This window comes from Streptomyces sp. NPDC111802, from assembly GCF_055634335.1.
This window is the reverse complement of the sequence record NZ_JBVKCZ010000004.1, coordinates 1-24033: the sequence shown is the minus strand read 5'-3', so window position 1 is coordinate 24033 and position 24033 is coordinate 1. Positions and strand designations below refer to the sequence as shown.

At 70.7% G+C, this 24033-nt stretch carries 18 protein-coding genes; 13 read left to right on the top strand and 5 right to left on the bottom strand.

Features of this window, described 5'->3' with window-relative positions; all coding sequences use genetic code 11:
* Window positions 1-15: 15 nt before the first annotated feature.
* Window positions 16-522, bottom strand: coding sequence for a cysteine dioxygenase (locus ACZ7NC_RS04950; RefSeq protein WP_471484955.1), 507 nt, complete (start codon window positions 520-522; stop codon window positions 16-18).
* 645 nt (window positions 523-1167) lie between these two features.
* Here ACZ7NC_RS04950 and ACZ7NC_RS04945 point away from each other — a divergent pair.
* The 3 genes from ACZ7NC_RS04945 to ACZ7NC_RS04935 all read left to right on the top strand — a co-directional run bounded on the left by ACZ7NC_RS04945 (window position 1168) and on the right by ACZ7NC_RS04935 (window position 6839).
* Window positions 1168-1431: a WhiB family transcriptional regulator gene (locus tag ACZ7NC_RS04945; RefSeq protein WP_003975777.1), complete on the top strand. Its 264-nt coding sequence runs from the start codon at window positions 1168-1170 to the stop codon at window positions 1429-1431.
* A gap of 261 nt (window positions 1432-1692) precedes the next feature.
* The gene (locus ACZ7NC_RS04940) at window positions 1693-5361 is read left to right on the top strand and encodes a glycosyltransferase family 2 protein (RefSeq protein ID WP_471484954.1); all 3669 of its coding nucleotides are present in this window, start codon (window positions 1693-1695) and stop codon (window positions 5359-5361) included.
* Window positions 5358-6839 (top strand): DUF5719 family protein, encoded by a 1482-nt coding sequence (locus ACZ7NC_RS04935; protein WP_471484952.1) that lies wholly within the window; start codon window positions 5358-5360, stop codon window positions 6837-6839. The genes ACZ7NC_RS04940 and ACZ7NC_RS04935 overlap by 4 nt, the downstream gene beginning before the upstream one ends.
* 111 nt (window positions 6840-6950) lie before the next feature.
* On the opposite strand, the gene ACZ7NC_RS04930 is transcribed toward ACZ7NC_RS04935, so the two are convergent.
* A complete protein-coding gene (locus ACZ7NC_RS04930; protein ID WP_471485368.1) occupies window positions 6951-7400 on the bottom strand; it encodes a metallopeptidase family protein in 450 nt (149 codons plus the stop codon).
* Window positions 7401-7662: 262 nt separating this feature from the next.
* Here ACZ7NC_RS04930 and ACZ7NC_RS04925 point away from each other — a divergent pair, with 262 nt between their 5' ends.
* The 7 genes from ACZ7NC_RS04925 to ACZ7NC_RS04895 all read left to right on the top strand — a co-directional run bounded on the left by ACZ7NC_RS04925 (window position 7663) and on the right by ACZ7NC_RS04895 (window position 15598).
* A complete protein-coding gene (locus ACZ7NC_RS04925; RefSeq protein WP_471484951.1) occupies window positions 7663-8121 on the top strand; it encodes a DUF3499 domain-containing protein in 459 nt (152 codons plus the stop codon).
* Between the two features lie 150 nt (window positions 8122-8271).
* Entirely contained in the window at window positions 8272-9888 is a 1617-nt protein-coding gene (locus ACZ7NC_RS04920) for an L-lactate permease (RefSeq protein WP_471485366.1), read from the top strand.
* A gap of 114 nt (window positions 9889-10002) precedes the next feature.
* Entirely contained in the window at window positions 10003-11367 is a 1365-nt protein-coding gene (locus ACZ7NC_RS04915) for a phosphomannomutase/phosphoglucomutase (protein ID WP_471484950.1), read from the top strand.
* 323 nt (window positions 11368-11690) lie between these two features.
* On the top strand, window positions 11691-11861 hold the full coding sequence (locus ACZ7NC_RS04910; RefSeq protein WP_125493546.1) for a Trm112 family protein: 171 nt from the start codon (window positions 11691-11693) through the stop codon (window positions 11859-11861).
* Between the two features lie 195 nt (window positions 11862-12056).
* Window positions 12057-13184 carry an SIS domain-containing protein gene (locus ACZ7NC_RS04905; protein WP_471484948.1) on the top strand — a complete coding sequence of 376 codons (1128 nt, stop codon included), beginning with the start codon at window positions 12057-12059 and terminating at the stop codon, window positions 13182-13184.
* 119 nt (window positions 13185-13303) lie between these two features.
* Complete coding sequence (manA, locus tag ACZ7NC_RS04900) at window positions 13304-14455, top strand: mannose-6-phosphate isomerase, class I (RefSeq protein WP_471484946.1); 1152 nt, start codon at window positions 13304-13306, stop codon at window positions 14453-14455.
* A 162-nt stretch (window positions 14456-14617) separates the two neighbouring features.
* Window positions 14618-15598, top strand: a complete 981-nt coding sequence (locus ACZ7NC_RS04895) for a cation diffusion facilitator family transporter (protein WP_471484945.1) — start codon at window positions 14618-14620, stop codon at window positions 15596-15598.
* 12 nt (window positions 15599-15610) lie between these two features.
* Here the strand turns inward: ACZ7NC_RS04895 and lepB are convergent, their stop codons facing one another.
* Both lepB and ACZ7NC_RS04885 read right to left on the bottom strand, forming a co-directional pair.
* Window positions 15611-16279: a signal peptidase I gene (gene lepB, locus ACZ7NC_RS04890; protein WP_471484943.1), complete on the bottom strand. Its 669-nt coding sequence runs from the start codon at window positions 16277-16279 to the stop codon at window positions 15611-15613.
* 106 nt (window positions 16280-16385) lie between these two features.
* Window positions 16386-18557: a fructose-specific PTS transporter subunit EIIC gene (locus ACZ7NC_RS04885; RefSeq protein WP_471484941.1), complete on the bottom strand. Its 2172-nt coding sequence runs from the start codon at window positions 18555-18557 to the stop codon at window positions 16386-16388.
* 504 nt (window positions 18558-19061) lie between these two features.
* Here ACZ7NC_RS04885 and ahcY point away from each other — a divergent pair.
* The gene (gene ahcY, locus ACZ7NC_RS04880) at window positions 19062-20519 is read left to right on the top strand and encodes an adenosylhomocysteinase (protein ID WP_471484940.1); all 1458 of its coding nucleotides are present in this window, start codon (window positions 19062-19064) and stop codon (window positions 20517-20519) included.
* A gap of 321 nt (window positions 20520-20840) precedes the next feature.
* On the top strand, window positions 20841-21455 hold the full coding sequence (locus ACZ7NC_RS04875; protein ID WP_471484938.1) for a hypothetical protein: 615 nt from the start codon (window positions 20841-20843) through the stop codon (window positions 21453-21455).
* A 56-nt stretch (window positions 21456-21511) separates the two neighbouring features.
* On the opposite strand, the gene ACZ7NC_RS04870 is transcribed toward ACZ7NC_RS04875, so the two are convergent.
* Entirely contained in the window at window positions 21512-22501 is a 990-nt protein-coding gene (locus ACZ7NC_RS04870) for an RDD family protein (RefSeq protein WP_471484936.1), read from the bottom strand.
* A 130-nt stretch (window positions 22502-22631) separates the two neighbouring features.
* On the opposite strand from ACZ7NC_RS04870, the gene ACZ7NC_RS04865 reads away from it, so the two are divergent.
* The gene (locus ACZ7NC_RS04865; RefSeq protein ID WP_471484934.1) at window positions 22632-23639 is read left to right on the top strand and encodes a stage II sporulation protein M; all 1008 of its coding nucleotides are present in this window, start codon (window positions 22632-22634) and stop codon (window positions 23637-23639) included.
* Window positions 23640-24033: the final 394 nt, after the last annotated feature.

Sequence of the window (24033 nt, the reverse complement as noted above, 5' to 3'; positions counted from 1 at the left end):
GGGTACGACAACGCGTCAGGCAGTCACGGCACGCGGTTCCGTGTGCGCCTCGCACGCCGGGGTGGTGTGCATGGGCATCTCGGTCAGGCCCGGGTAGTACACGTGCAGGCTCACCGCCGGCTCCAGCGCGTCGTTCACCACGTCGTGCGCGTAGCCCGGCGCGAACACCCGCTGCGCACCCGCCGTCAACGCGCGCGTGCCGCGCTCCGTGCGCTCGGTCAGCGTGCCGTCCAGGACGGTCAGCACGCCGGAGGAGCGGCCGTGGTCGTGCAGTCCGCTGCCCTGTCCGGGGACCCAGGACAGCAGCCACACCTCGTAGCCGGGGCCGGTGTGCAGCCGGTGGTACCAGCGCGTGGTGGCGTCGTACTGGACGAGGTGCTCCCACTGCGACCGGTCGGCGGCGATGGAACGGGCCAGACCGACGAACTCGGCGACGGTGGCCGGGTGCTCGCGCGGGGTCTGGAGGAGGTGCGGGACTTCGAGGATGTCGCCGGCGATCTGGAGGTCGCTGTCGCTGTTCATGGGGGTGGTTCCTCAGTGAAGGAAGGTCAGAGGGAACGGCAGCCGAGAGAGGGGTGACTCGGCCTACAGCTGGAGCAGGTGTGGCTCAACAGCTGGGACAGCAACAGCTACAGCGAGCGCGGGCAGCACCGTGGGACCCGGCGGTGCGGGTCGAGGTGAGTGCCGAGTTCGCGAGCATGCCCACAAGGACAGCGGTTTGCACCTCGGACTGTCAACTCGACGCCCGTCATGTGGGACGTGTTTCACCTCATCCGGTTCATCTCCGAGGCGAAAGGTTTGTTCATGCGGTGGCCGGGACACATGGCGCACCACCGGGCGCATGGGCGTCGTTGTGATCCTGTGATCCGACTGTGATCCGGTTCGCTTCCGCGTGTGTGTGCAACGAGATCGAACTTGTGAGCGTCCTTTTCCGTACAGGCTCTGTGCGGGGCGGGGGGCCCTCCCGGGTCTCGTCTGCCTGTCAAGGTTTATGCCGATTTGAACACTTTCCGCTAGGCCTTGGTTCCGCAGAGTGAATAAGGGGCTCAATAGCAGATCTCGGCTTGACTCGCCCGGAGCAGCACACTTGTAATTTCACTCGTGTCGTTCAGCCGAAATCGGTAACGGCTACATCACGGGGACGCGAAAGACAGACGAGGGGCGCACATGACCGAGCTGGTGCAGCAACTGCTGGTCGACGACGCGGACGAGGAACTCGGCTGGCAGGAGCGCGCGCTGTGCGCCCAGACCGACCCCGAGTCCTTCTTCCCCGAGAAGGGCGGCTCCACCCGTGAGGCCAAGAAGGTCTGCCTCGCCTGTGAGGTCCGCTCCGAGTGCCTCGAGTACGCCCTCGCCAACGACGAGCGCTTCGGAATCTGGGGCGGCCTGTCCGAACGCGAGCGCCGCCGGCTGAAGAAGGCGGCCGTCTGACCGCAGCACCGGCCGTCCGGCCGTCGCGGGCCGAGCCGCAGGACCGGGCGGCGAGGCCGGAGCGCCCGAATCCGCACGGACACAACCGCACATACATACGTCTCGAACAGGTCTCGAACGGCCCGTCGCAGGTGGGTTATCCACAGGCGGCGGGCCGCCGTGATGCCCAGCCGATAGTGTGGTCGCTCGTCCGAGACGCCCCGGTGTCCCCTGGGGGCACAGGCGTCCACCGCAGTCCATCGAACCGGGGCCCGTACCTCGATGTCCGTGCACAGCCACACGGCAGCCCATCACGACTCCGCTGCCACACCTGAGTTCCCGCGTCATGTGGTGACGGCGGTGCTCGTCTCCCACGACGGCGCCCGCTGGCTGCCCGACGTGCTCGCCGGGCTGCTCGGCCAGGAGCGCCCCGTCCAGTTCGCCGTCGCGGCCGACACCGGCAGCGCGGACCACTCCGCGCAGCTGATCACCGACGCCCTCGGCGCCGACCGAGTACTGCACCTCGCCCGGCGCACCGGATTCGGCCAGGCCGTCGAGGAGGCCGGCCGCACCGCACCCGTCCTCACCCCGGACGAGCTGACGTATCTGAAGCGGCCCAGCGGCTGGGACCCCGTCACGCGCACCTGGCGCGACGACGCCTACGACATGCCCGAACTCCCCCACGGGGAACCGGTGCAGTGGCTGTGGCTCCTGCACGACGACTGCGCCCCCGAACCCGACGCCCTGGCCCAGCTGCTGCGCGTCGTGGAGAACGAGTACGAGCTGGGGCGGGACGACGTAGCCGTCGTGGGCCCGAAGCTCCTCGGCTGGTACGACCGCCGCCAGCTCCTCGAGGTCGGCGTCACCATCGCCAACTCCGGCCGCCGCTGGACCGGCCTGGACCGCCGCGAACAGGACCAGGGCCAGCACGACCACGTGCGGTCCGTGCTGTCCGTGTCCACCGCCGGGATGCTGATCCGGCGCGACATCTTCGAACAGCTCGGCGGCTTCGACCGGCGGCTTCCCCTCATGCGCGACGACGTCGACCTGTGCTGGCGCGCCACCGCCGCCGGCCACCGCGTCCTGGTCGCCCCCGAGGCGGTCGTACGACACGCCGAGGCGTCCTCCCGAGAGCGCCGCACCGTCGACTGCGTGGGCCGCACCTCCGCCTCCCCGCACAAGGTCGACAAGGCGGGCGCCGTCTACACCCTGCTCGTCAACACCCGTACGGCAGCGCTGCCCTGGGTGCTGCTGCGCCTGGTGTTCGGCACGGTCCTGCGGACGCTCGCCTACCTCGTGGGCAAGGTCCCCGGCCAGGCCCTCGACGAGATCCGCGGCCTCATGGGCACCCTGCTGCGCCCCGAGCGGATCATCGCCGGGCGGCGCAGGCGCGGGCGTCCCGTCATCGACAAGGGCGAGCTGCGGGCGCTGTTCCCACCGCCCGGCGCGACCGTGCGGGCCACCGTCGAACAGGTCGCGGGCAGCCTGGTCGGCAGCTCCGACCCCGAGGCGGCCTCCGGCGCGGGGCGGCACGGCAGTGCGATCGAGTCCGGACCGGGCGGCGACGACGCGGACTTCCTGGAGATAGAACAGTTCGCCCGCCTCAAGCGCATCGCCCGCAAGCCCGGCCCGGTGCTCTTCCTGGCGCTGCTGTTCGTCTCGCTGATCGCCTGCCGCAACCTCCTCGGCGGCGGCGCGCTCGCGGGCGGCGCGTTGCTGCCTGCCCCGGCCGAGTCCGGCGAGCTGTGGTCCCACTACCTGGACGCCTGGCACCCGGTGGGCGCCGGTGGCACCCCGTCCGCGCCGCCGTACCTCGCGATCGTGGCGATGTTCGCCTCCGCGCTGCTGGGCTCCACCGGGCTGGCGGTCACGATCCTGCTGGTCTGCTCGGTTCCGCTGGCCGGATTCACCGCCTACTTCGCCTCCCGCCCGCTCGTCGAGTCCCGCCTCCTGCGCGCCTGGGCGGCCGTCGTCTACGCCGTCCTGCCCGCCGCCACCGGCGCCCTCGCCGGCGGCCGCATCGGCACCGCCGTACTCGCCGTCCTGCTGCCGCTCATCGCACGCGCGGGCATCGCGGCCAGCGGCCTGGCGAACGGCTCCGGTGCCCGCGGCAGTTGGCGCGCGACCTGGGCGTACGCACTGCTGCTGACGATCGCCACCGCGTTCACGCCGATCATCTGGCCGATCGCGCTGATCCTCGGCATCGGTCTGCTGGTGGTGCGGCGCACCGAGATCACCGCGTACGGCCTGCGCTTCCTGGCCCAGTTCGGCGTGCCCCTGCTGGTTCTCGCGCCCTGGTCGCTGACGCTGCTTCCGTTCGGCTTCTTCCGCGAGGCCGGCCTGGAGTACGGCGCCTCGTCCGCCTCCGCCCTGGACCTCCTCGGCGTCAGCCCCGGCGGGCCCGGCACCGTCAGCGGGCTGATGCTCATCGGCGTCGTGCTGGCCGCGCTGGCCGCCCTGCTGCGCTCGGAGCGTCAGCTGGGCATCCGGACGGCCTGGGTGGTCGCCCTGCTGGGCTTCGTCTTCGCGGTCCTGTCCAACAGCTCCACCTGGGCCGGTCCCGCGACCCTCGTCTACGGCATCGCCCTCCTGGCCGCCGCCCTGCTCGGCGCCGACGGGGCACGCTCGCGGGTGGCCGAGCAGAGCTTCGGCTGGCGCCAGCCCGTCGCCGCGCTGATCGCGTTCGCCGCGGCCGCGGGCCCGCTGCTCGTCGCCGCCGGCTGGATGATCCGCGGCGCCGACGGGCCGCTGGAGCGGCGCGACCCCGTGCAGGTGCCCGCGTTCGTCGCCGAGGAGAGCAACACCCGCGACCAGGCCCGCACCCTCGTCCTCGACAGCGACTCCTCGGCCCACGTCGGCTACATGCTGGTCCGCGGCTCCGGCGCCCGCCTGGGTGACGCCGAACTCGCCGTGGCCGACGGGGAGAACGCCAAGCTCGACAAGATCGTCGCCAACCTCGTCGCCGGTTCCGGCGCCGACCAGGCCGACCAACTGGGCGCGTTCGCGGTGCGTTATGTCCTCGTCCACAAGGGCGCGCCGCGTGAGGTCACACGGGTGCTGGACGCCACGCCTGGGCTGTCGCGGCTGAGCGAGCAGAACGGCAGCGCCCTGTGGCGGATCGACCGGCAGGTGTCACGCGCGGCCATCGTCGCGGGAGCCGAGGCCGGGGCCGCGGCTGGTGCCGGTGCGCCCGAGCCGGTTGCCGCCGGGCCGGTGGAGATCCACACCACGATTCCTGGCGGCTCCGACGGACGTGTGCTGCGGCTCGCCGACAGTGCGGACGACGGGTGGACGGCCACTCTGGACGGCAAGGCGCTCACTGCGACCACCGTCGACGGGTGGGCCCAGGGCTTCGAGCTTCCCGCCGAGGGCGGCAGGTTGGACATCACCTACGACGACCCGATCGGTCACACCGTCTGGCTGTGGGCGCAGGGCTTCCTCGCCGTCGTGCTGGTGGTGATGGCCCTGCCGGGACGGCGCCGTGACGTCGACGACGATCTGCCGGAGGAGCCGGCGGTCCCGGCCGAGGCTATGGCCGGTGAGGGCCGGCGGGCGCGGCGGCTGCGCGCCCAGGCCGAGGCCGAGGAGGGCGTTCAGGACGGGGAGTTCCCACCTCCTCCTTCGGAGGCGCCGGCCGCGCCGATTCCTCAGCAGACGCCCTACGGCGACTGGGACACGCCCAGTTACGCGGGTGCCGAGTACGGCGGTTACGGCGCCGAGCAGTACCAGGACGGGCAGCAGTACCCGGCGGGCGGCACCTATGACCAGGCGTATCAGGCCGATCCGTATCAGGGCGGTCAGTACGACCCCTACGCGTACGGCGGACAGCCACAGGCGGAGGCATACGACCCCTCGTACGACCAGACGTACCAGCAGGGTTACGAAGCCGGCTACGACCCGACGCAGCAGCATCCGCACGGCAGTGAGCGTTCCGACGGGAGCCAGCAGTGAACCGCACCACCCTGTCCCTGATCGCCGGCGCCGGCGCCCTCGCGGCCGTCACCGGGTTCGCGGCGCTCTCGTCGCCGGACGCGTCCGGGGCGAACACCGCCAAGGCGGCCGCCGAGTTGCCGGTGGAGCGTTCGAGTCTGGTGTGTCCGGCGCCGAGCAATTCGGACCTCGCCGAGACGACGTACACCTCCTTCACGCCTGTCACCAAGGGGACGGGGAGCGGCGGGAAGGCGGAACTGCTGTCCGCCGGCAAGGGGGGCAAGGCGGAGAAGCCGGGGAAGGCCGAGAAGCCTGTTCTGGAGGTGAAGGAACCGGGGGCGCCGGTCACCGGGGATGCCTCCGGGGCCGACTCGCCCGCGCTCATCGGGACCGCCGACGGGAAGTTCGCGCCCGGGTGGACCGTGCAGGAGACCACTCAGGTCGCGGCGGGTACGGGCCGTGGACTTCAGGGCGTGAACTGCACCGCTCCGGACACGGAGTTCTGGTTTCCGGGGGCCAGTACCGCTGCCGACCGCACGGACTATGTGCATCTGACGAACCCCGATGACTCCGCCGCCGTTGTCGACGTCGAGCTGTACGGCAAGGACGGGGCCCTGGAGACCACGGTGGGGGAGGGGATCACGGTCCAGCCGCATTCCGGTGAGCCGATACTCCTGTCCACGCTCACCAGTGAGAAGCAGGACAACGTGACCGTGCATGTGAGTGTGCGCAGCGGTCGGGTGGGTGCCTCGGTGCAGGCGCTGGACGACAAGCTCGGCGGGGACTGGCTGGCAGCGTCCGTCGACCCTGCGGGGAGCCTGGTGCTGCCGGGCGTTCCGAAGGACGCCACGGCTGTGCGGCTGGTCGCGTTCGCGCCGGGGGAGGCGGACGCGGATCTGAAGGTGCGGCTGGCTTCGCCGTCGGGGCTGATCACGCCTGCCGGGAATGAGACGTTGCATGTCAAGGCCGGGATGACCAGTGCGGTGGATCTCGGTGATGTGATGCGGGGCGAGGCCGGGTCGCTGGTGCTGACGCCTACGGATCGCTCGGTGCCGGTGGTGGCGGCGCTGCGGGTGGTTCGTGGGAAGGGCGCCAAGCAGGAGACGGCGTTCGTTCCGGCCGCTCGGGCGGTGGGTACGCGCGCGACGGCGGTGGACAACCGGGCGAAGGGCACGACGCTGTCCGTCACGGCGCCGTTCGGCACGGCGGAGGTCAAGGTGACCGCGTCGGCCGGGAGCGACGGGGGTACGGCGGCGTCGAAGACGTACACGGTCAAGTCCGGTACCACGCAGGAAGTTGAGGTGCCGGTGCCGAGCGGGCTGAAGGGCACCTACGCCCTGACGGTGGAGACGGTGTCGGGTGGACCGGCGTACGCGTCCCGGACACTGACGGCGACGGAGGGCGGCGTGCCCGGGTTCACCGTGCAGACGCTGCCGGATGACCGGGGGATGGTGGCTGTGCCGGAGGCGGATGAGGACTTGTCGGTGCTGCAGAAGTAGGACCGTCCGCTCGACGCCGGCCAGGCAGTGTCAGCCGGTCCGGCGTTTGAGGACAAGCCCTGTTCAGGGCCGGGGCGGCGGCTCCCAGCACGGTCCGCCGGGCAGGCGCCGTCAGTCCTCCCCGTACCGGGGATCCACCGTTTCCGGCGTGAGGCCCAGCAGCTCCGCCACCTGCTCCACGACCACCTCGTGCACCAGCGCGGCCCGCTCGTCGCGGCCCTTGGTGCGGATCTCCACCGGGCGGCGGTAGATGACCACCCGCGCCCGGCGTCCCTCGCGGGCGGGGATCGTGCCGCCCAGGGGGACCGCCTCGTCGTTCCAGGTGCGGCCGGGGCCGTCGAGCCGGGGGACCTCCAGGACCAGGAAATCGATGTCGGTCAGCTGCGGCCAGCGGCGTTCGAGGCGCTCCACCGAGTCCTGGACCAGGTCGGCGAAGGCATCGGCGCGGCTTGCCGCGAGCGGGACCTGGGGCGGTGCGATCGGGCCGCGCATGCCCCGACCATGGCGATCACGGCGGCGGGGCCCGGGGCCGGCGGCACGGGGCGGTACAGGGGTGTCCATCACTGCTGAAGCGTAGTCCTCACGGCCGGTGCGTGTCCGATCGCCGTGGGCCGGTGGGAGCGATCTCGGTCCGTCCGTACGGCATGTCGGCAGATGACCATTCCAGCCAAGCTTGGGCTCGATTCCGTATGCCTCCGAGACCGTCGAAGTCGAGGTAATTGTTGGGTTTTGTGGTATGTGGTGACCGATTCTGAAAACGTCCGGGATCTCGGTACGCGGCTTTTGGGCAGGTCAGGAGGGTGGGACGGGAGAGGCGCGTGTGATGCTGCACAGCACGACACGGTGGAGTGACCTGGGGGAGAGTCGTCGCGGCCCGCTCAAGAGTGCGGTACCGTCCAACGTCGTGAGCCCTGTACGTCGCTGTTCGCGCACCGCTTGCGGCCGTCCCGCCGTAGCGACGCTGACGTACGTCTACGCCGACTCGACCGCGGTCCTCGGCCCGCTCGCCACCTATGCCGAACCCCACTGCTACGACCTGTGCGCCGAGCACTCCGAGCGCCTGACCGCCCCTCGCGGGTGGGAGGTCGTACGGCTGTTGGACGGTTCGGCTCCGGCCCGCCCGAGCGGGGACGACCTGGAAGCGCTTGCCAACGCCGTGCGTGAGGCGGCCCGTCCGCAGGAGCGGGCGGCCGGGGCCGGCGGGGGCGGTGGACGTGCCGCCGATCCGATGGAGGTCGCGCGGCGGGGTCATCTGCGGGTGCTGCGGTCGCCCGACAACTGACGTTTGGTGACGTCGGTTTCTCTGTGGTTCTGGTGTGCTCGTTTCGTCGAGTGATGCACGGGCATTGACGTCTGGTTGGCGCGGACACGACCATTCCGTATGCCGGAACGAGAAATCGCTTTCCGCATGGCGGAATCCGGGGAGGCGCCCGTGTACGTCCAGGAACTGGAACCCGTCGCAGGCTCGCTGGGCCTGTCCGCCCTCGTCGCAGCCCTACCGCTGGTGATCGTCCTCGTCCTGCTGGGCGGGGTCCGGATGAAGGCGCACCTGGCGGGGCTCACAGGGCTGCTGGCCGCCGTGCTGGTCGCCTGGCTCGCGTACGGCATGCCGCTCGGGCAGACGCTCTCCAGCGGCGCCCAAGGGGCCGTCTTCGGACTCTTCCCCATCCTCTGGATCGTCGTCAACGCCCTGTGGGTGTACCGGATGACCGTCCGGACGCGGCACTTCGACGTCCTTCGCCGGTCGTTCGGCCGACTGTCGGACGACCCGCGCATCCAGGCGCTCGTCGTCGCCTTCTGTTTCGGGGCCCTGCTGGAGGCGCTCGCCGGGTTCGGGGCGCCCGTCGCGATCTGTTCGGTCATGCTCGTCGCGCTGGGCTTCGAGCCCGTGCGGGCGGCGGTCGTCGCGCTGGTCGCCAACACCGCGCCCGTGGCCTTCGGGGCGATGGGCACGCCGGTGGTGACGCTGGCTCAGGTCACCGGGCTGCCGTTGGACGACGTGGCCTCGGTGGTGGGGCGTCAGACGCCTCTGCTGGCCCTCGTCGTGCCGCTCGTGCTGGTCGGGCTCGTGGACGGGCGGCGCGGACTTCAGGAGACCTGGGTGCCCGCCCTGGCCTGCGGAGTCGCCTTCGCCGTCGCCCAGTTCGCCGCCTCCAACTACGTCTCCGCGCAACTCGCCGACATCGGCGCCGCCTTGGCCGGCGCGGGCGCCCTGATCGCCGTACCGCACACGCGTGTGCCCGCCGACGAGGCCGTACGCGCGTCCGTGCTGACCGGCGCGCGCAGCGAGGAGTTGGACGAGGACGACCCGCGCGGGGAAGTCGTACGGGCCTATGCGCCCTACGCGTTGATCGTCGTGATCTTCTCCGTCGCGCAGATCCCTGTCGTCAAGGACTGGCTGGCCGAGGCGACCCGGACCTACGACTGGCCCTTCCTGAACGTCGTCGGCCCGGACGGCGAGCCGGTCGGCGGCAACGTGTTCAGCTGGCCGATCGTGTCCACCGGAGGCACGCTCGTGCTGCTCGCCGGGGTGTGCACGGCGGTCGTCCTGGGAGTGCACGCGCGCGTGGCCGTCAGCGAATGGGCCGCCACCGTGCACGAGTTGAGGTTCGCCATCCTGACCGTGACGTCCGTGCTGGCGCTCGCGTACGTCATGAACCTCTCCGGACAGGCCGCCACCATCGGCTACTTCGTGGCCGCGGCGGGCGCCGGACTCGCCTTCCTGTCGCCGGTGCTGGGCTGGTTCGGGGTGGCCGTCTCCGGCTCGGACACATCCGCCAACGCGCTGTTCGGCGCGTTGCAGGTGACGGCGGCCCGGGAGTCGGGGCTGTCGCCGGAACTCCTGGCCGCCGCCAACAGTTCAGGTGGTGTGCTCGGCAAGATGATCTCGCCGCAGAACCTCACCATCGCGTGCGCGGCCGTGGGGCTGGCGGGCCGGGAAGGGGATCTGCTGCGTCGGGTGCTGCCGTGGAGCCTCGGGCTGCTGCTCGTGATGTGTCTGATCGTGGTCGGACAGAGTTCACCGGTGCTCGGTTGGATGCTGCCCTGACGCCCGCGCTGACCTCGATGTTACGGCTCGGGGTCCACTCGGCGGCCACTCGGCGCACTGTCAGTCCGGGCGGGTAGCTTGGGGTCACCGACAGGACTTTCAGGAAGGTTGGCCGTGGCTGCTGATCTGTCACAGCTCGTGAAGGCGTACGACGTGCGCGGGGTCGTCCCGGACCAGTGGGACGAGTCACTGGCCGAGCTCTTCGGGGCAGCCTTCGTCCAGGTGACGGGGGCGAGCGCGATCGTGATCGGTCACGACATGCGCCCCTCTTCGCCCGGTCTGTCCCGCGCGTTCGCACGCGGAGCCGCGGCCCGGGGCGTCGACGTCACCGAGATCGGCCTGTGCTCCACCGACCAGCTGTACTACGCCTCGGGCGCGCTGCACCTGCCGGGCGCGATGTTCACGGCCTCGCACAACCCGGCCCAGTACAACGGCATCAAGATGTGCCGCGCGGGCGCCGCCCCGGTCGGCCAGGACACCGGGCTCGCCGAGATCCGCGAACTGGTCGAGGGCTGGACCGAGTCGGGCGCCCCGGCACCGGCCGCCCAGCCGGGCACGATCACCCAGCGCGACACGTTGGACGACTACGCGGCCCACCTCCGCTCCCTCGTCGACCTGACCTCCATCCGCCCCCTGAAGGTCGTCGTCGACGCGGGCAACGGCATGGGCGGCCACACGGTGCCGACCGTGTTCGCGGGCCTCCCGCTGGACGTCGTCCCGATGTACTTCGAGCTGGACGGCACCTTCCCGAACCACGAGGCGAACCCGCTGGACCCGGCGAACATCATGGACCTCCAGAAGCGAGTCCGTGACGAGTCCGCCGACCTCGGCATCGCCTTCGACGGAGACGCCGACCGCTGCTTCGTCGTCGACGAGCGCGGCGAGCCCGTCTCCCCGTCCGCCATCACCGCCCTGGTGGCCTCGCGCGAGCTCGCCAAGCACGGCGGCAAGGGCACGATCATCCACAACCTGATCACCTCGTGGTCGGTCCCGGAGGTCGTCAAGGAGAACGGCGGCACCCCGGCCCGCACCCGCGTCGGCCACTCCTTCATCAAGGCCGAGATGGCGAAGTCCGGCGCGATCTTCGGCGGCGAACACTCCGCCCACTACTACTTCAAGGACTTCTGGAACGCCGACACGGGCATGCTGGCCGCCCTGCACGTCCTCGCGGCGCTCGGCGGCCAGGAGGGCCCCCTCTCCGGCCTGGTCGCCCAGTACGACCGCTACGCCGGCTCAGGCGAGATCAACTCCACCGTCGCCGACCAGGCGGACCGCCTCGCCGCCATCAAGGCCGCGTACGAGGGCCAGGAGGGCGTGGAACTGGACGAACTCGACGGCCTGACGGTGACCGCCGCCGACTGGTGGTTCAACGTCCGCCCGTCCAACACGGAGCCACTGCTGCGCCTGAACGCGGAGGCACGGGACGAGCCGACGATGGCGAAGGTACGGGACGAGGCGTTGGCGATCATCCGGGGGTGAGGTCCGAGGACCACGTCTCGGGGCTGGCCGCGCTTCACCTGTCAGCGCCGGTCCAGGCAATGTCAGCCCGTCCGGCGTTTGAGGACGAGGCCCGTTCAGGGCCGACAGCGGGGGTCTGGGGGCGGCAGCCCCCAGAAGGCACCCGGGGTCGAAGGGGCGGAGCCCCTGGGGATGGGACGGGTAGGGGCGGCGGGGGCGAGACCAACCCAACGGCCGCGCACCACCCCGCCCAACCCCCAGCACCCCGCCCCCACCGGCGGTACCCTGACCAGGCACATCCGCACACACACGTACCGCCCACACCACCACAGAAGGGACCCACCATGCCGCTGGAAGCCGGCCTCCTGGAGATCCTCGCCTGCCCGGCCTGCCACGCCCCGCTCAAGGAGCAGGACGCCGAGCTGCTCTGCACCGGCCAGGACTGCGGCCTGGCGTACCCGGTCCGCGACGGCATCCCCGTCCTGCTGGTCGACGAGGCCCGCCGCCCCGCGTAAAGCGACGAGCGCGAGACCACGGCACAGCCGTACGCACACAACCGCACGCGCGAGAACCGCCCGCTACACAACCGCACACCACAACCGCGCCCCGCGCAACCACACAACCGCCCCCACACAACCGCCCCCCAACACCCCCAGGCGCACCGGCCCATCAAAGCCCCAACCCACCCCGGCGATCGGAGGCTGCCGCCCATGCTCGACGAATCGCTGCTGGACACGCCGGAGGCGCTCGCCGAGGCCGACCGCCGTGCCCTGCTCCGAGGCGCGGCCGAAGCCGGCGCCCGCGTCCGCACCGCCGCAAGGCTCGCCGCCGAGGCCGGCGTCAACGACCTCAAGCCGGACGGCCGCCCCCGCGCCATCCTCATCGCGGGCCCCGGCGCCGCCGCCACCTGCGTCGCCGACCTCCTCGGCACGCTCGCAGGCGCCACCAGCCCCGTCACCCGGCTGGCCCCGGCCGGCGTCGCCCCCGCCGCCGGCGCCCTGCGCTGGGAGCTGCCCGGCTGGGCCGGCTCCGTCGACCTGCTGCTGATCGCCACCCCCGACGGCACCGAGCCCGGCCTGACCCTGCTCGCCGAGCAGGCGTACCGCCGCGGCTGCACAGTCGTCGCCGTGGCCCCCGCCCGCACCCCGCTCACCGAGGCGATGCACGGCAACCACGGCCTGTTCGTACCGATGGCGACCGCCCCGTACGAGCACGACGAACCCCTCACGGCCTCCGCCCCAGGCGTCCTGTGGGCGCTGCTCACCCCGCTCCTGGCGCTCCTCGACCGCACCGGCCTGCTGACCGCCCCGCCCGACGCCGTCGAGAAGGTCGCCGACCGCCTCGACCACATCGCCGAGCGCTGCGGCCCCGCCATCGCGACCTACAGCAACCCCGCCAAGACCCTCGCCGCCGAACTCGCCGACGCGCTCCCGCTGATCTGGACCGAGGGCGTGTCCGCCGGTCCGGCCGGCCGCCGTTTCGCCGCCGCGCTCGCCGAACTCTCCGGCCATCCGGGCCTGGTCGCCGAACTGCCCGAGGCACTCGCCTCCCACAACGCCCTGCTCGCCGGCCGGCTCGCCGCGAGCGCCGACCCCAACGACTTCTTCCGGGACCGCGTGGAGGAGACACCGGCCCTGCACGCGCGCGTGGTGCTGCTGCGCGACCGCCCGATCGGCGGTCTCACCGCCGCGCCGGCGGCCCGCGACCTCGCTCTCAGCCACGACACGCCCATCAGCGAACTGGAGCCGGAGCCCGGCGACGAGCTCGAGACCCTCGCGGAACTGATCGCCATCACGGATTTCGCCGCCGTTTACCTGGCGCTCGCCTCGAGGGCCTGATCTGTCCCAGGACGCGCTGACGGCCGTACGCCCGAGGAACCGGCAGTCGTACACACGGCGAACTCGCGTCCTACGCAACGAGACCGCGCCGTACGCACAGAGAGCAGGCAGAGACCCGCATGGACCGCCTCGACAACACCATCCGCCCCTACGCCTGGGGCTCCACCACCGCGATCCCGAAGCTCCTCGGCGTCGAGCCGACCGGCGAACCGCAGGCGGAGATGTGGATGGGCGCGCACCCGGGCGCACCGTCGCGCACCGAACGCGGCACGCTCGTCGAGGTGATCGAGGCCGGCCCCGAGGGTGAGCTGGGCGCCCCGGCCGTGGCCAAGTTCGGCCCCCGTCTGCCGTTCCTGCTCAAGATCCTCGCCGCCGGCGCCCCGCTCTCCCTCCAGGTGCACCCCGACCTGGCGCAGGCGAAGGAGGGTTACGACGACGAGGAGCGCCGCAACATCCCCGTGGACGCGGGCCACCGCAACTACAAGGACGCCAACCACAAGCCCGAACTGATCTGCGCGCTCACCGAGTTCGACGGCCTGTGCGGCTTCCGCGACCCGCTGCGGGCCGCCGACCTGCTGGAGGGCCTCGGCGTCGACTCCCTCAAGCCGTACGTCGACCTGCTGCACGCCCACCCCGAGGAAGCCGCCCTGCGCGAGGTGCTCACCGCGATCCTCAGCGCCGACCCGGACGAGATGGCCCACACCGTCGCCGAGGCCGCGGCCGCCTGCTCCCGCCTCGGCGGCGACTACGCCCCGTACGCCGACATCGCCCACCACTACCCCGGCGACCCCGGCGTCATCGCCGCCATGCTCCTCAACTACGTCCGCCTGCAGCCCGGCGAGGCCCTGTTCCTCGGCGCCGGCGTCCCGCACGCCTACCTCAACGGCCTCGGCGTCGAGATCATGGCCAACTCCGACAACGTCCTGCGCTGCGGTCTGACCCCCAAGCACGTCGACGTCCCCGAACTCCTGCGGATCGTCCGCTTCGAGGCGAGCGACCCGGGCGTGCTGCGCCCGGAGGCCGCCCCGGACGGCGAGGAGGTCTACGAGACCCCGATCGACGAGTTCCGGCTCTCCCGGTACGTCCTCCCGGAGGGCACCGTCGCGCACGACCTCACGCGCGCGACCCCGCAGATCCTGCTCTGCACGGCGGGTTCCGTCCGCGCCGGCGAACACGAGCTGACGCCGGGCCGGTCGGTCTTCGTAGCGGCGGGCGAAAAGGCCGAAGTGTCCGGTGCCGGTACGGTCTTCAGGGCCACGGTCGTCGCCTGACCGAGGGCATCGCACGACCCGGCACACCGTTGTCGGACCGGGCTGCAACAATGGCCCATCGGCAAAGGACGGGCAAAGCCGATCGGGGGCCGCGCGCTCCCCTCGGCGATGCCCCGCACGGCGTACGTACAAAGGCTCGAAGGCGAAGGGACAACGCGACACATGAGCGCGGCAGGCGGTACCAGGGCGATCGTGGCGGCACTCGCCGCCAACCTCGCGATCGCGGCATCGAAGTTCGTGGCGTTCGCGTTCAGCGGTTCGTCGTCGATGCTCGCCGAGGGCGTGCACTCGCTCGCCGACTCCGGCAACCAGGCCCTGCTGCTGGTCGGCGGCAAGAAGGCGCAGCGCGAGGCGACCCCGCAGCACCCCTTCGGCTACGGCCGTGAGCGCTACATCTACGCCTTCCTCGTCTCGATCATCCTGTTCTCGGTCGGCGGCATGTTCGCCCTATACGAGGGCTACGAGAAGATCAGGCACCCGCACGAGATCGAGCACTGGTACTGGCCGGTCGGCGTCCTCGTCTTCGCGATCATCGCCGAGAGCTTCTCCTTCCGGACGGCCATCAAGGAGTCGAACACCCTGCGAGGCGGGAAGTCCTGGAAGGAGTTCGTCCGCCACGCCAAGGCCCCCGAACTGCCCGTCGTCCTCCTGGAGGACCTTGGCGCGCTGGTCGGCCTGGTCCTCGCCCTGGGTGGCGTCGGCCTGGCCCTGCTCACCGGCGACGGAGTCTGGGACGGCATCGGCACCGTCTGCATCGGCATCCTGCTGGTCCTGATCGCGGTCGTGCTGGCCATCGAGACCAAGTCACTGCTGCTCGGTGAGTCCGCGGGCGTCGAGAACGTCCAGAGGATCGAGGCCGCGATCGTCGACGGCGACGTGGTCACCCGCATCATCCACATGCGCACGCTCCACCTCGGCCCCGAGGAGCTCCTGGTCGCCGCCAAGATCGCCGTCCCGCAGGGGGACACGGGCGCCGAGATCGCCACCGCCATCAACGCCGCCGAGGCCCGCATCCGCGAGGCGGTCCCGATCGCCCGCGTGATCTACCTCGAGCCCGACATCTACAGTGAGACCGAGGCGGCCAAGGGTGCCGACCGGGAGGCGACGCCCGGGGGTCCGGCGCAGCACGGCACCGACCACTGAGGCCGGCCCCCGTCAGAAGTGCTCGGGCCACAACGTCAGCTGAGCCGCCGGCCGTCGCCGTATGTTCCGTGCCGCGACCTTGAGGACGAGCCCGGCGAGCGCGAGAAGCATCCCGATCAGCGTGGCCACCGCGAGCAGCACCGGCATCGCATAGCTGTCGGTCACCAGGCCGACGACCGCGTCGACGGGCACCGTCCCGCCATGATCCGCGGCGAAGGAACGGGAGTCACGGGAGTTCAGACGGTTGTCGCCGAGCAGGAACAGTCGGCCTCGGGGCACCGTCACCTCGTACGGCGGCATGCCGTTGGCGATGCCGCCCTTCACATACGGCTCGCTGAGCGGCCTGCCGTTGACGGTGATCCGCTCCCGCGCCGTACCCGTGCCCACGCAGCAGGCGATGCGGTCGCCGCCGACGCCGATGACGCGCTGCATGACGGGCGGCCCGTCGTAGTAGCGCTCCGGCGCCGAGTACAGCACCACGTCGCCCCTGCCCACCTCGTCCGTGCCGACGCGCTCGGCGACGATCCGGTCGCCGACGGCGTACGTGGGCGTCATGCTCTCGCTCGCCACGGTGGACAGCACATAGCCCGTCCGCAGCCACAGCACGGACCCGACCACGAGCGCGAGCCCCACGAGGCCCACCACCCACGCCGCGACCCGGAGTCTTCGCGCCTTCTCCATCAGTACCCCCTCCCCAGGCGGAACTTCCGCAGCGGCAGAGGGTAGCGGCCGTCGCCGAACCGTCCGCGCGGGCCCACGCCATGACGGTCGCGGGCCCGCACCCGGGTCACTGAATCTCGCTCAGCACCTCCAGCATCGCGCGTTCGTCACCGGCCGCCAGTAGCCGCTCCCGGAACCCGGCGTCCATCAACTTCCGCGACAGCAGCGCCAGAATCCGCAGATGCTCATCGCCCGCGGCCGCCTCCGGTACGGCGATCATGAACACCAGCCTCGCCTTCGTACCGTCCAGTGAGCCCCACTCGACGCCCTCGACGGACCGCGCGAAACCGACGACCGGCGCCGTCACCGCAGCCGTCTTGGCGTGCGGAATCGCGATCTCCTCACCGAGCCCGGTCGTCCCCTGTGCCTCCCGCCGCAGCGCGGTCGCCACCAGCTCGTCCAGGTCCGCGACCCGGCCGGTCCGAGCCAGCAGCTCCGCCATCTCCCGGATGGCGGCCTCCTTGTCGGCGGATTCGAGGCGGACCTTGACGGTCTGTTGGGTGAGGTGCCCGGAGAGGACCTCGGCGGGGGTGGCGCCGGGGTCGGACGGTTCGGCCTGCTTGGGTACTGCCGTCTCGTCCGCCACGGCTTCCGCTACGGCTGTGCCGCTACTCGCGGCTGCCGTAGCGCTGTTCGCGGCAGTAGCGGCCGTCCCCGGCTCACGTACCGTCGCCCGCTCTACAACCGCACCGCCACCGGCACCGCCACCTCTGGGCACTCCGACCAGCGCGGGCTCAAGCCCCGACTCACCCGCACCTGCATCCACCCCGACGCCCGCTTCCGCGCGCCGCTTGCGCTCGCCCAGGTCGACGAGGGCCACCGTCGTCAGCGCCGTGACGACCGAGCCGATCACCACGGCCACGAAGAACATCGGCACCCCGCTCACCGCGCCGAGGACGGCCACGATCGGCCCGCCGTGCGGCACCGCGTCCTCCACGCCGGCGACCCCGGCCAGGGCACCGGCGACCGCCCCGCCCAGCATGTTGGCGGGGATGACCTGCGCGGGCCGAGCCGCGGCGAACGGGATCGCGCCCTCGGAGATGCCGAAGCAGCCCATGAACAGCGCGGCCAGCCCGGTCTCACGCTCCTGCTCGGTGTACAGCCGCTTGCGTATCAGCGTGGCCAGGCCCTGACCGAGCGGCATGACCGGGATCGCGGCCGCGCACATGCCCATGACCGTCTGGTTGCCGGTCGCGATGAGGCCGGCGCCGAACAGGAACGCCGTCTTGTTGACCGGACCGCCCATGTCGAACGCGATCATGAGCCCGAGTATCGCGCCGAGCAGGATCGCGCTCGTGCCGGTCATCCCGCTGAGCCAGTCGGTCAGGTGCTCGAACACCCAGGAGATCGGCTTGCCGATGACGTAGATGAAGAACAGTCCGAGCGCCGTGGTCGCCACGATCGGGATCACGATGATCGGCATGATCGGCTGTACGAACTTCGGGACCTTGACCTTCTTGATCCACAGCACCAGATACCCGGCGAGGAACCCGGTCACGATCGCCCCGATGAACCCGGCGCCCGCCTTGGAGTCGTACAGCTCACCGGTGTTGGCGATCCAGCCACCGATCATGCCGGGCACGAGGGCGGGCCGATCTCCGATGGCGTACGCGATGTAACCGGACAGGATCGGCACCATCAGCGTGAAGCCGATGACACCGATGTTGTTCACGTCCATCCAGAAGGAGTCCTTCGGGATGACCAGACCGCCCGACGGGTCCGTGTGCCCGCCGAGCGACAGCGAGATCGCGATCAGCAGCCCGCCGACCACGACGAACGGGATCATGTAGCTGACCCCGTTCATCAGCGCCTTGTACCCGACGCTCCGCTCCTTGCCACCGCCGGCCGCGGGGGCCGTGGGGGTGCCCCCTTCGGTGTGCACGGGCGCCGACAGCACCCGCTCAATCAACTGCTCGGGGTGGCGAATGCCCTCGGCCACCCCGACGGTGAGGACCCGCTTGCCGGTGAAACGGCTCAGGTCCACGTCCTTGTCCGCGGCGACGATGATGCCGTCGGCATGGTTGACATCGTTGTCATCGAGCACGTTTTCAGCCCCGATGGATCCTTGGGTCTCCACCTTCATGTCGATGCCGCGACTCTCAGCGGCTTGCGCGAGCTTCTCGGCCGCCATGTACGTATGGGCGATGCCGGTCGGGCATGCGGTCACCGCGAGCAGCTTCAACCGCTTCTGCTCGCCACCGCCGCTGCCCGTGGGGGGAGGGCCGGCCGGATTGGTCACGTCGATCTCCTAACGCCTTTGTCGTGCGGATACGCCGTCCCGGACGACCCGCAAGATCGATCAGATGTTCCGATCTCCAGGCATCCTGCCCCACCTCACCGCAAGCTCAAAGGGGCAAAGATTCCGGAACATCCCGGTCTGCCGACACCTGTGAACCGTTCGTTGGTGTCCTGTTATCGCTCCCTCACCCGACCGTCACCGGACCTGCCACTCACCCATGAGCGGTGCCTCGACCCACCTCCTCCGACCGCCTCGATGGCCAGATCCGTTCAGAGGCGGACTGGGGACGGCCGGGCCTCCCGGTGTAGCTTGGGACAGAGCCAGACGTCGCTGCTGATGGCGGTCGGGCGGTCTCGACAGGGACCGACCGAGGGAGAGAGGGCCTCCGACGGACTGCGCTGCGTGTACGCGGGCATGCCTGTGTCCTCCTCGGGCACCCCTGTGTCCGCCGCCGCGCAGACCAGCCGTACCCACCCTCGACCCAACCCCGAGGAGCAGCTCGTAATGACGACTGTCGAGAACCGACAGGACTTCAAGGTCGCCGACCTCTCCCTGGCCGAGTTCGGCCGCAAGGAGATCACCCTCGCCGAGCACGAGATGCCCGGCCTGATGGCGATCCGCAAGGAGTACGCCGAGGCGCAGCCGCTGGCCGGCGCCCGCATCACCGGCTCCCTGCACATGACCGTGCAGACCGCCGTCCTCATCGAGACCCTGGTCGCCCTGGGCGCCGAGGTCCGCTGGGCGTCCTGCAACATCTTCTCCACCCAGGACCACGCCGCCGCCGCGATCGCCGTCGGTCCGAACGGCACGCCCGAGAACCCGCAGGGCATCCCGGTCTTCGCCTGGAAGGGCGAGACCCTTCAGGAGTACTGGTGGTGCACGGAGCAGGCCCTGACCTGGCCGAACACCCCCACCGGCGGCCCGAACATGATCCTGGACGACGGCGGTGACGCCACCCTCCTCGTCCACAAGGGCGTCGAGTACGAGAAGGACGGCCAGGTCCCGGCCCTCGACACCGCCGAGTCCGACGAGCACCGCGTCATCCTTGAGCTGCTCCACCGCACCCTGGGCGAGAACGCCCAGAAGTGGACCCAGCTGTCCTCCGAGATCCGCGGCGTGACCGAGGAGACCACGACCGGCGTCCACCGCCTGTACGAGATGCAGCGCGACGGCGTCCTCCTGTTCCCGGCGATCAACGTCAACGACGCCGTCACCAAGTCGAAGTTCGACAACAAGTACGGCTGCCGCCACTCGCTCATCGACGGCATCAACCGCGCCACCGACGTCCTGATCGGCGGCAAGACCGCGGTCGTCTGCGGCTACGGCGACGTGGGCAAGGGCTGCGCGGAGTCCCTGCGCGGCCAGGGCGCTCGCGTGATCATCACCGAGATCGACCCGATCTGCGCGCTCCAGGCGGCGATGGACGGCTACCAGGTCACGACCCTCGACGAGGTCGTCGACAAGGCCGACATCTTCATCACCACGACCGGCAACAAGGACATCATCATGGCCTCGGACATGGCCAAGATGAAGCACCAGGCGATCGTCGGCAACATCGGCCACTTCGACAACGAGATCGACATGGCCGGCCTCGCCAAGATCCCGGGCATCGTCAAGGACGAGGTCAAGCCGCAGGTCCACACCTGGACCTTCCCGGACGGCAAGGTGATCATCGTGCTGTCCGAGGGCCGCCTGCTGAACCTGGGCAACGCGACCGGTCACCCGTCCTTCGTGATGTCCAACTCCTTCGCCGACCAGACGCTGGCGCAGATCGAGCTGTTCACCAAGCCGGACGCCTACCCGACCGGTGTGTACACGCTGCCCAAGCACCTGGACGAGAAGGTCGCCCGCCTCCACCTGGACGCGCTCGGCGTGAAGCTGACGACGCTCCGCCCCGAGCAGGCCGCGTACATCGGCGTCGAGGTCGAGGGCCCGTACAAGTCGGACCACTACCGCTACTGAGCCGAGCCACTGCCGAGCTGGCCACTCCTGCGCGGTGCTGCCACCGAGCAGGCCGCGTGAGCGGGTCGCCTGAGCCGTGCCGCCTGAGCCGGGTTGGCGAGGGCGGTCCGCGGCTCTCCGCGACTTGGCCGGCACGGCATCTCGCATCTCAGCGCGAGCGCGTCCGTGCACTGACGCGCCGCACAGCGGCCGATCCTCCGAGGCAGGCCCCCGCACCCCCGTGCCGGGGGCCTGCCTCTTTGGCCCGCTTGGCCCTTCGGCCATGCAGCTTCTTCGGCCCGCGTGGCCGGTCCAACCCGTCCGTCAAGCCCCAGGACTCCGATGCCCCGCGGCCGTTATTCGCTCCACGATCCGCACGATCACACCCCCCTCGCAGAAGAGCACTTCCACTGCGCCCCCGGTCCCTCCGGCTGGCGCTACGTCGCCCAGCTGACCACCCCGGCGGGCGATCACAGCGGCTCCGTCGACCTGGCCCTCGACGAACTCGGCCGCCCCATCCGTCTCGAACTCCACGCCGGTGGCTGGCAGGTCCGCGGTGCCGCCCTCGACGGCGTCACCTGGGTCCGTACCGACCCCACCGGGGCTCACGCCACGGAAGGCAATGTGCGCGCCCACGCCTTCACCGGGACGTCCCCCGCATTCCTCATCGCCACCGCTCGTCTCCTGCGCCTCACCCCCTCCTCCTCGGCAACCCGCGTACGCCTCGTGGCCTTCACGGATCCGGTCCTCGCCCCGCGCACCGTGGACCAGTCCTGGGCCCTGGTGAACAGCGAAACACACGCCACTGACAACGCCCCTCTGACCGTGGACGAATACCAGGTCACAGCCCTGGACACGGGCGAGCAGCACGCCGTACACATCGCGGGCGACGTGGTCCTCGCGGCACCCGGCATCGAACTGGAGGACCTGGAGACGCCCCCGTCGACCTTCGCTTGAGCGGCACTCGTGCGTCAGCCCGTTCTGGCGCCCAGCCCTCTAACGGTTGAGGGTGGCTAGGCAGGGGGGACGAAGCCGGTGGAGGGCCGGTCGGCAGGTGGTGCGTCCTGGGGCGCGGGAGACGGCGCCGGGGCCTGCCGTCCGGCGTCTCGCGATACCGCGCCGTACGCGGAGGGCGCCGGCGGAGGCGTCGCGGCCGCGGGCGGCGTGAGCGGGCCGTACGCGCCCGGAGCACCAGCCGCAGCCCCCGGCCCGCTCACCGCCTCGGCGCCGGCAGGCGCCCTGCCCACAGCCGACCCGTTGCCGAAAGCGCGCCGTGCCTCCCGCGCCTGCCGCTCCTGAAGAACCGCGGCCAGATACGCGGCAGGCGGCACACCCTGTGGGGCCGGAGCGCCCGTACGCGTTGAGAGATCCGTGGCAAGCCGCTCGGCCATGCTCCAGGAGACCTGCGGGTCGAGTTGCTGCATCCGCGTCAGGTACTGGCGAACCGCGAGCCACAAGCCATCGGGAACCCCCGATAGATCAAGCTCCGAGAACCGCCCGGCCAGCCACGGCGGAGGCGGGGGAACGAACCCCACCCGGGTCATCGGCACCCGTTCACGTACGACGAGAGTCCCGGCGAACACATCACCGAGCCGCCGCCCGCGCGCGGACACCAGTGAAGCGATGACGGCGACGACGCCGAGCGTCATCAGAATCTCGATCACGCCTATGAGGCCCCGCACCAGTGCGTGCCGGAAGCGGATCGGTCCACCGTCGTCGCGCACCACCCGCAGCCCGCACGCCAGCTTCCCGAGCGAACGCCCATGGCTGAGCGTCTCGACCGCGATCGGGCCGCCGACCAGCAGCAACACGAACATCGCGATCGACAGCGCGGTCCGCGCCGCCTCGTCCAGCGAAGCGGTGGCGGCAACCACGCCAATGGTCACGACGAGGTAGGCGACCAAGGCCACCGCCAGGTCGAGCAGCACGGCCAGTGCCCTGCTGGGCAGCTTCGCGGGGCGCAACTCCAACGCCACCGCCTCGCCCGTCACCAGCTCACTCACGCCGACCGTCCTTCCCCTGACCTGCCCCTGAAATGGCCAGTCTGCCAAGCTGAGAGCGCATCGCGCCGCAGTACGACAAGCTGACCCCTACGACGAGTCGCCGACGAACATCCGAGGAGCAGAAAACCAGATGGACCTCGACGTCTTCGTCACCGCCCACCGAGCCGAGTGGGACCGCCTCGACACCCTCCTCGGGCGTCAGCGCCGCCTCACCGGCGCCGAGGCCGACGAACTCGTCGCCCTCTACCAGCGCACCGCCACCCATCTGTCCCTGATCCAGTCCAGCGCCCCCGACCCCCAGCTGACCGGCCGACTCAGCCAGCTGGTGGCACGCGCGCGTAGCGCGGTCACAGGGACACGACGCGCCTCCTGGCGCGATGTCACCCGCTTCCTCGCCCATGGTTTCCCCGCCGCGGTCTACCGGTCGCGCCACTGGTGGGTGCCCACGGCGCTCCTGTCCACCCTTGTCGCGGCCCTCCTGGGCTGGTGGATCGGCACCCATCCGGAAGTACAGGCCACCATCGCGGCCCCCAGCGAGCTACGCGAGCTCACCCGCCCGGGCGGTCAGTACGAGACGTACTACTCCAGTCACCCGGCAGCCTCCTTCGCGGCCCAGGTCTGGACGAACAACGCATGGGCCGCCGCACTCTGCCTGATCCTCGGAGTCTTCCTCGGCCTTCCGGTGCTCTGGATCCTCCTCCAGAACATGCTGAACCTGGGTGTCGGCTTCGGCCTGATGTCATCGGCAGGACGCCTGGACACCTTCCTCGGCCTCATCCTGCCGCACGGTCTCCTCGAACTGACCGCGGTCTTCGTCGCCGCCGGCACCGGCCTGCGCCTCGGCTGGACCCTCATCGACCCCGGCCCACGCACCCGGCGTTCAGCCCTCGCCGAGGAAGGCCGAGCCGCCATAGGCATGGCGATAGGCCTGGCCCTGGTCCTCTTCGTCTCCGGCGCCATCGAAGGCTTCGTCACCCCGTCGGGCCTGCCCACCTGGGCCCGCATAACCATCGGCGTCCTCGCTGAACTGGCCTTCCTCGCATACGTCTATGTCCTCGGCGGCCGTGCAGCCCGCGCCGGTGACACGGGTGACCTTGAGGCGGCCGAGCGCAGCGCGACCGTGCCGACCGCGGCCTGATGTGCGGGCACGCCTGCTGAGCTGCTAGTCTCCTCTTCGCCCCACAAGAGCCGTTGACACGGAGCGCGTGGGGAGGTAGATTCGAACAGTTGCCTGGAAGTGGATGTAGTCCAGCCGGGCCGAGATAGTATCTATCTGCTTCAGCGGAACACCGATTCCCAAGAAGCCCCTCCCGATTATTCGGAAATGAGTGGCCGGTTAGCCCGGCCTGAAACTTCTGATAAAGTCGGAACCGCCGGAAAGGGAAACGCGAGAGCGGGAACCTGGAAAGCACCGAGGAAATCGGATCGGAAAAGGATCTGATAGAGTCGGAAACGCAAGACCGAAGGGAAGCGCCCGGAGGAAAGCCCGAGAGGGTGAGTACGAAGGAAGCGTCCGTTCCTTGAGAACTCAA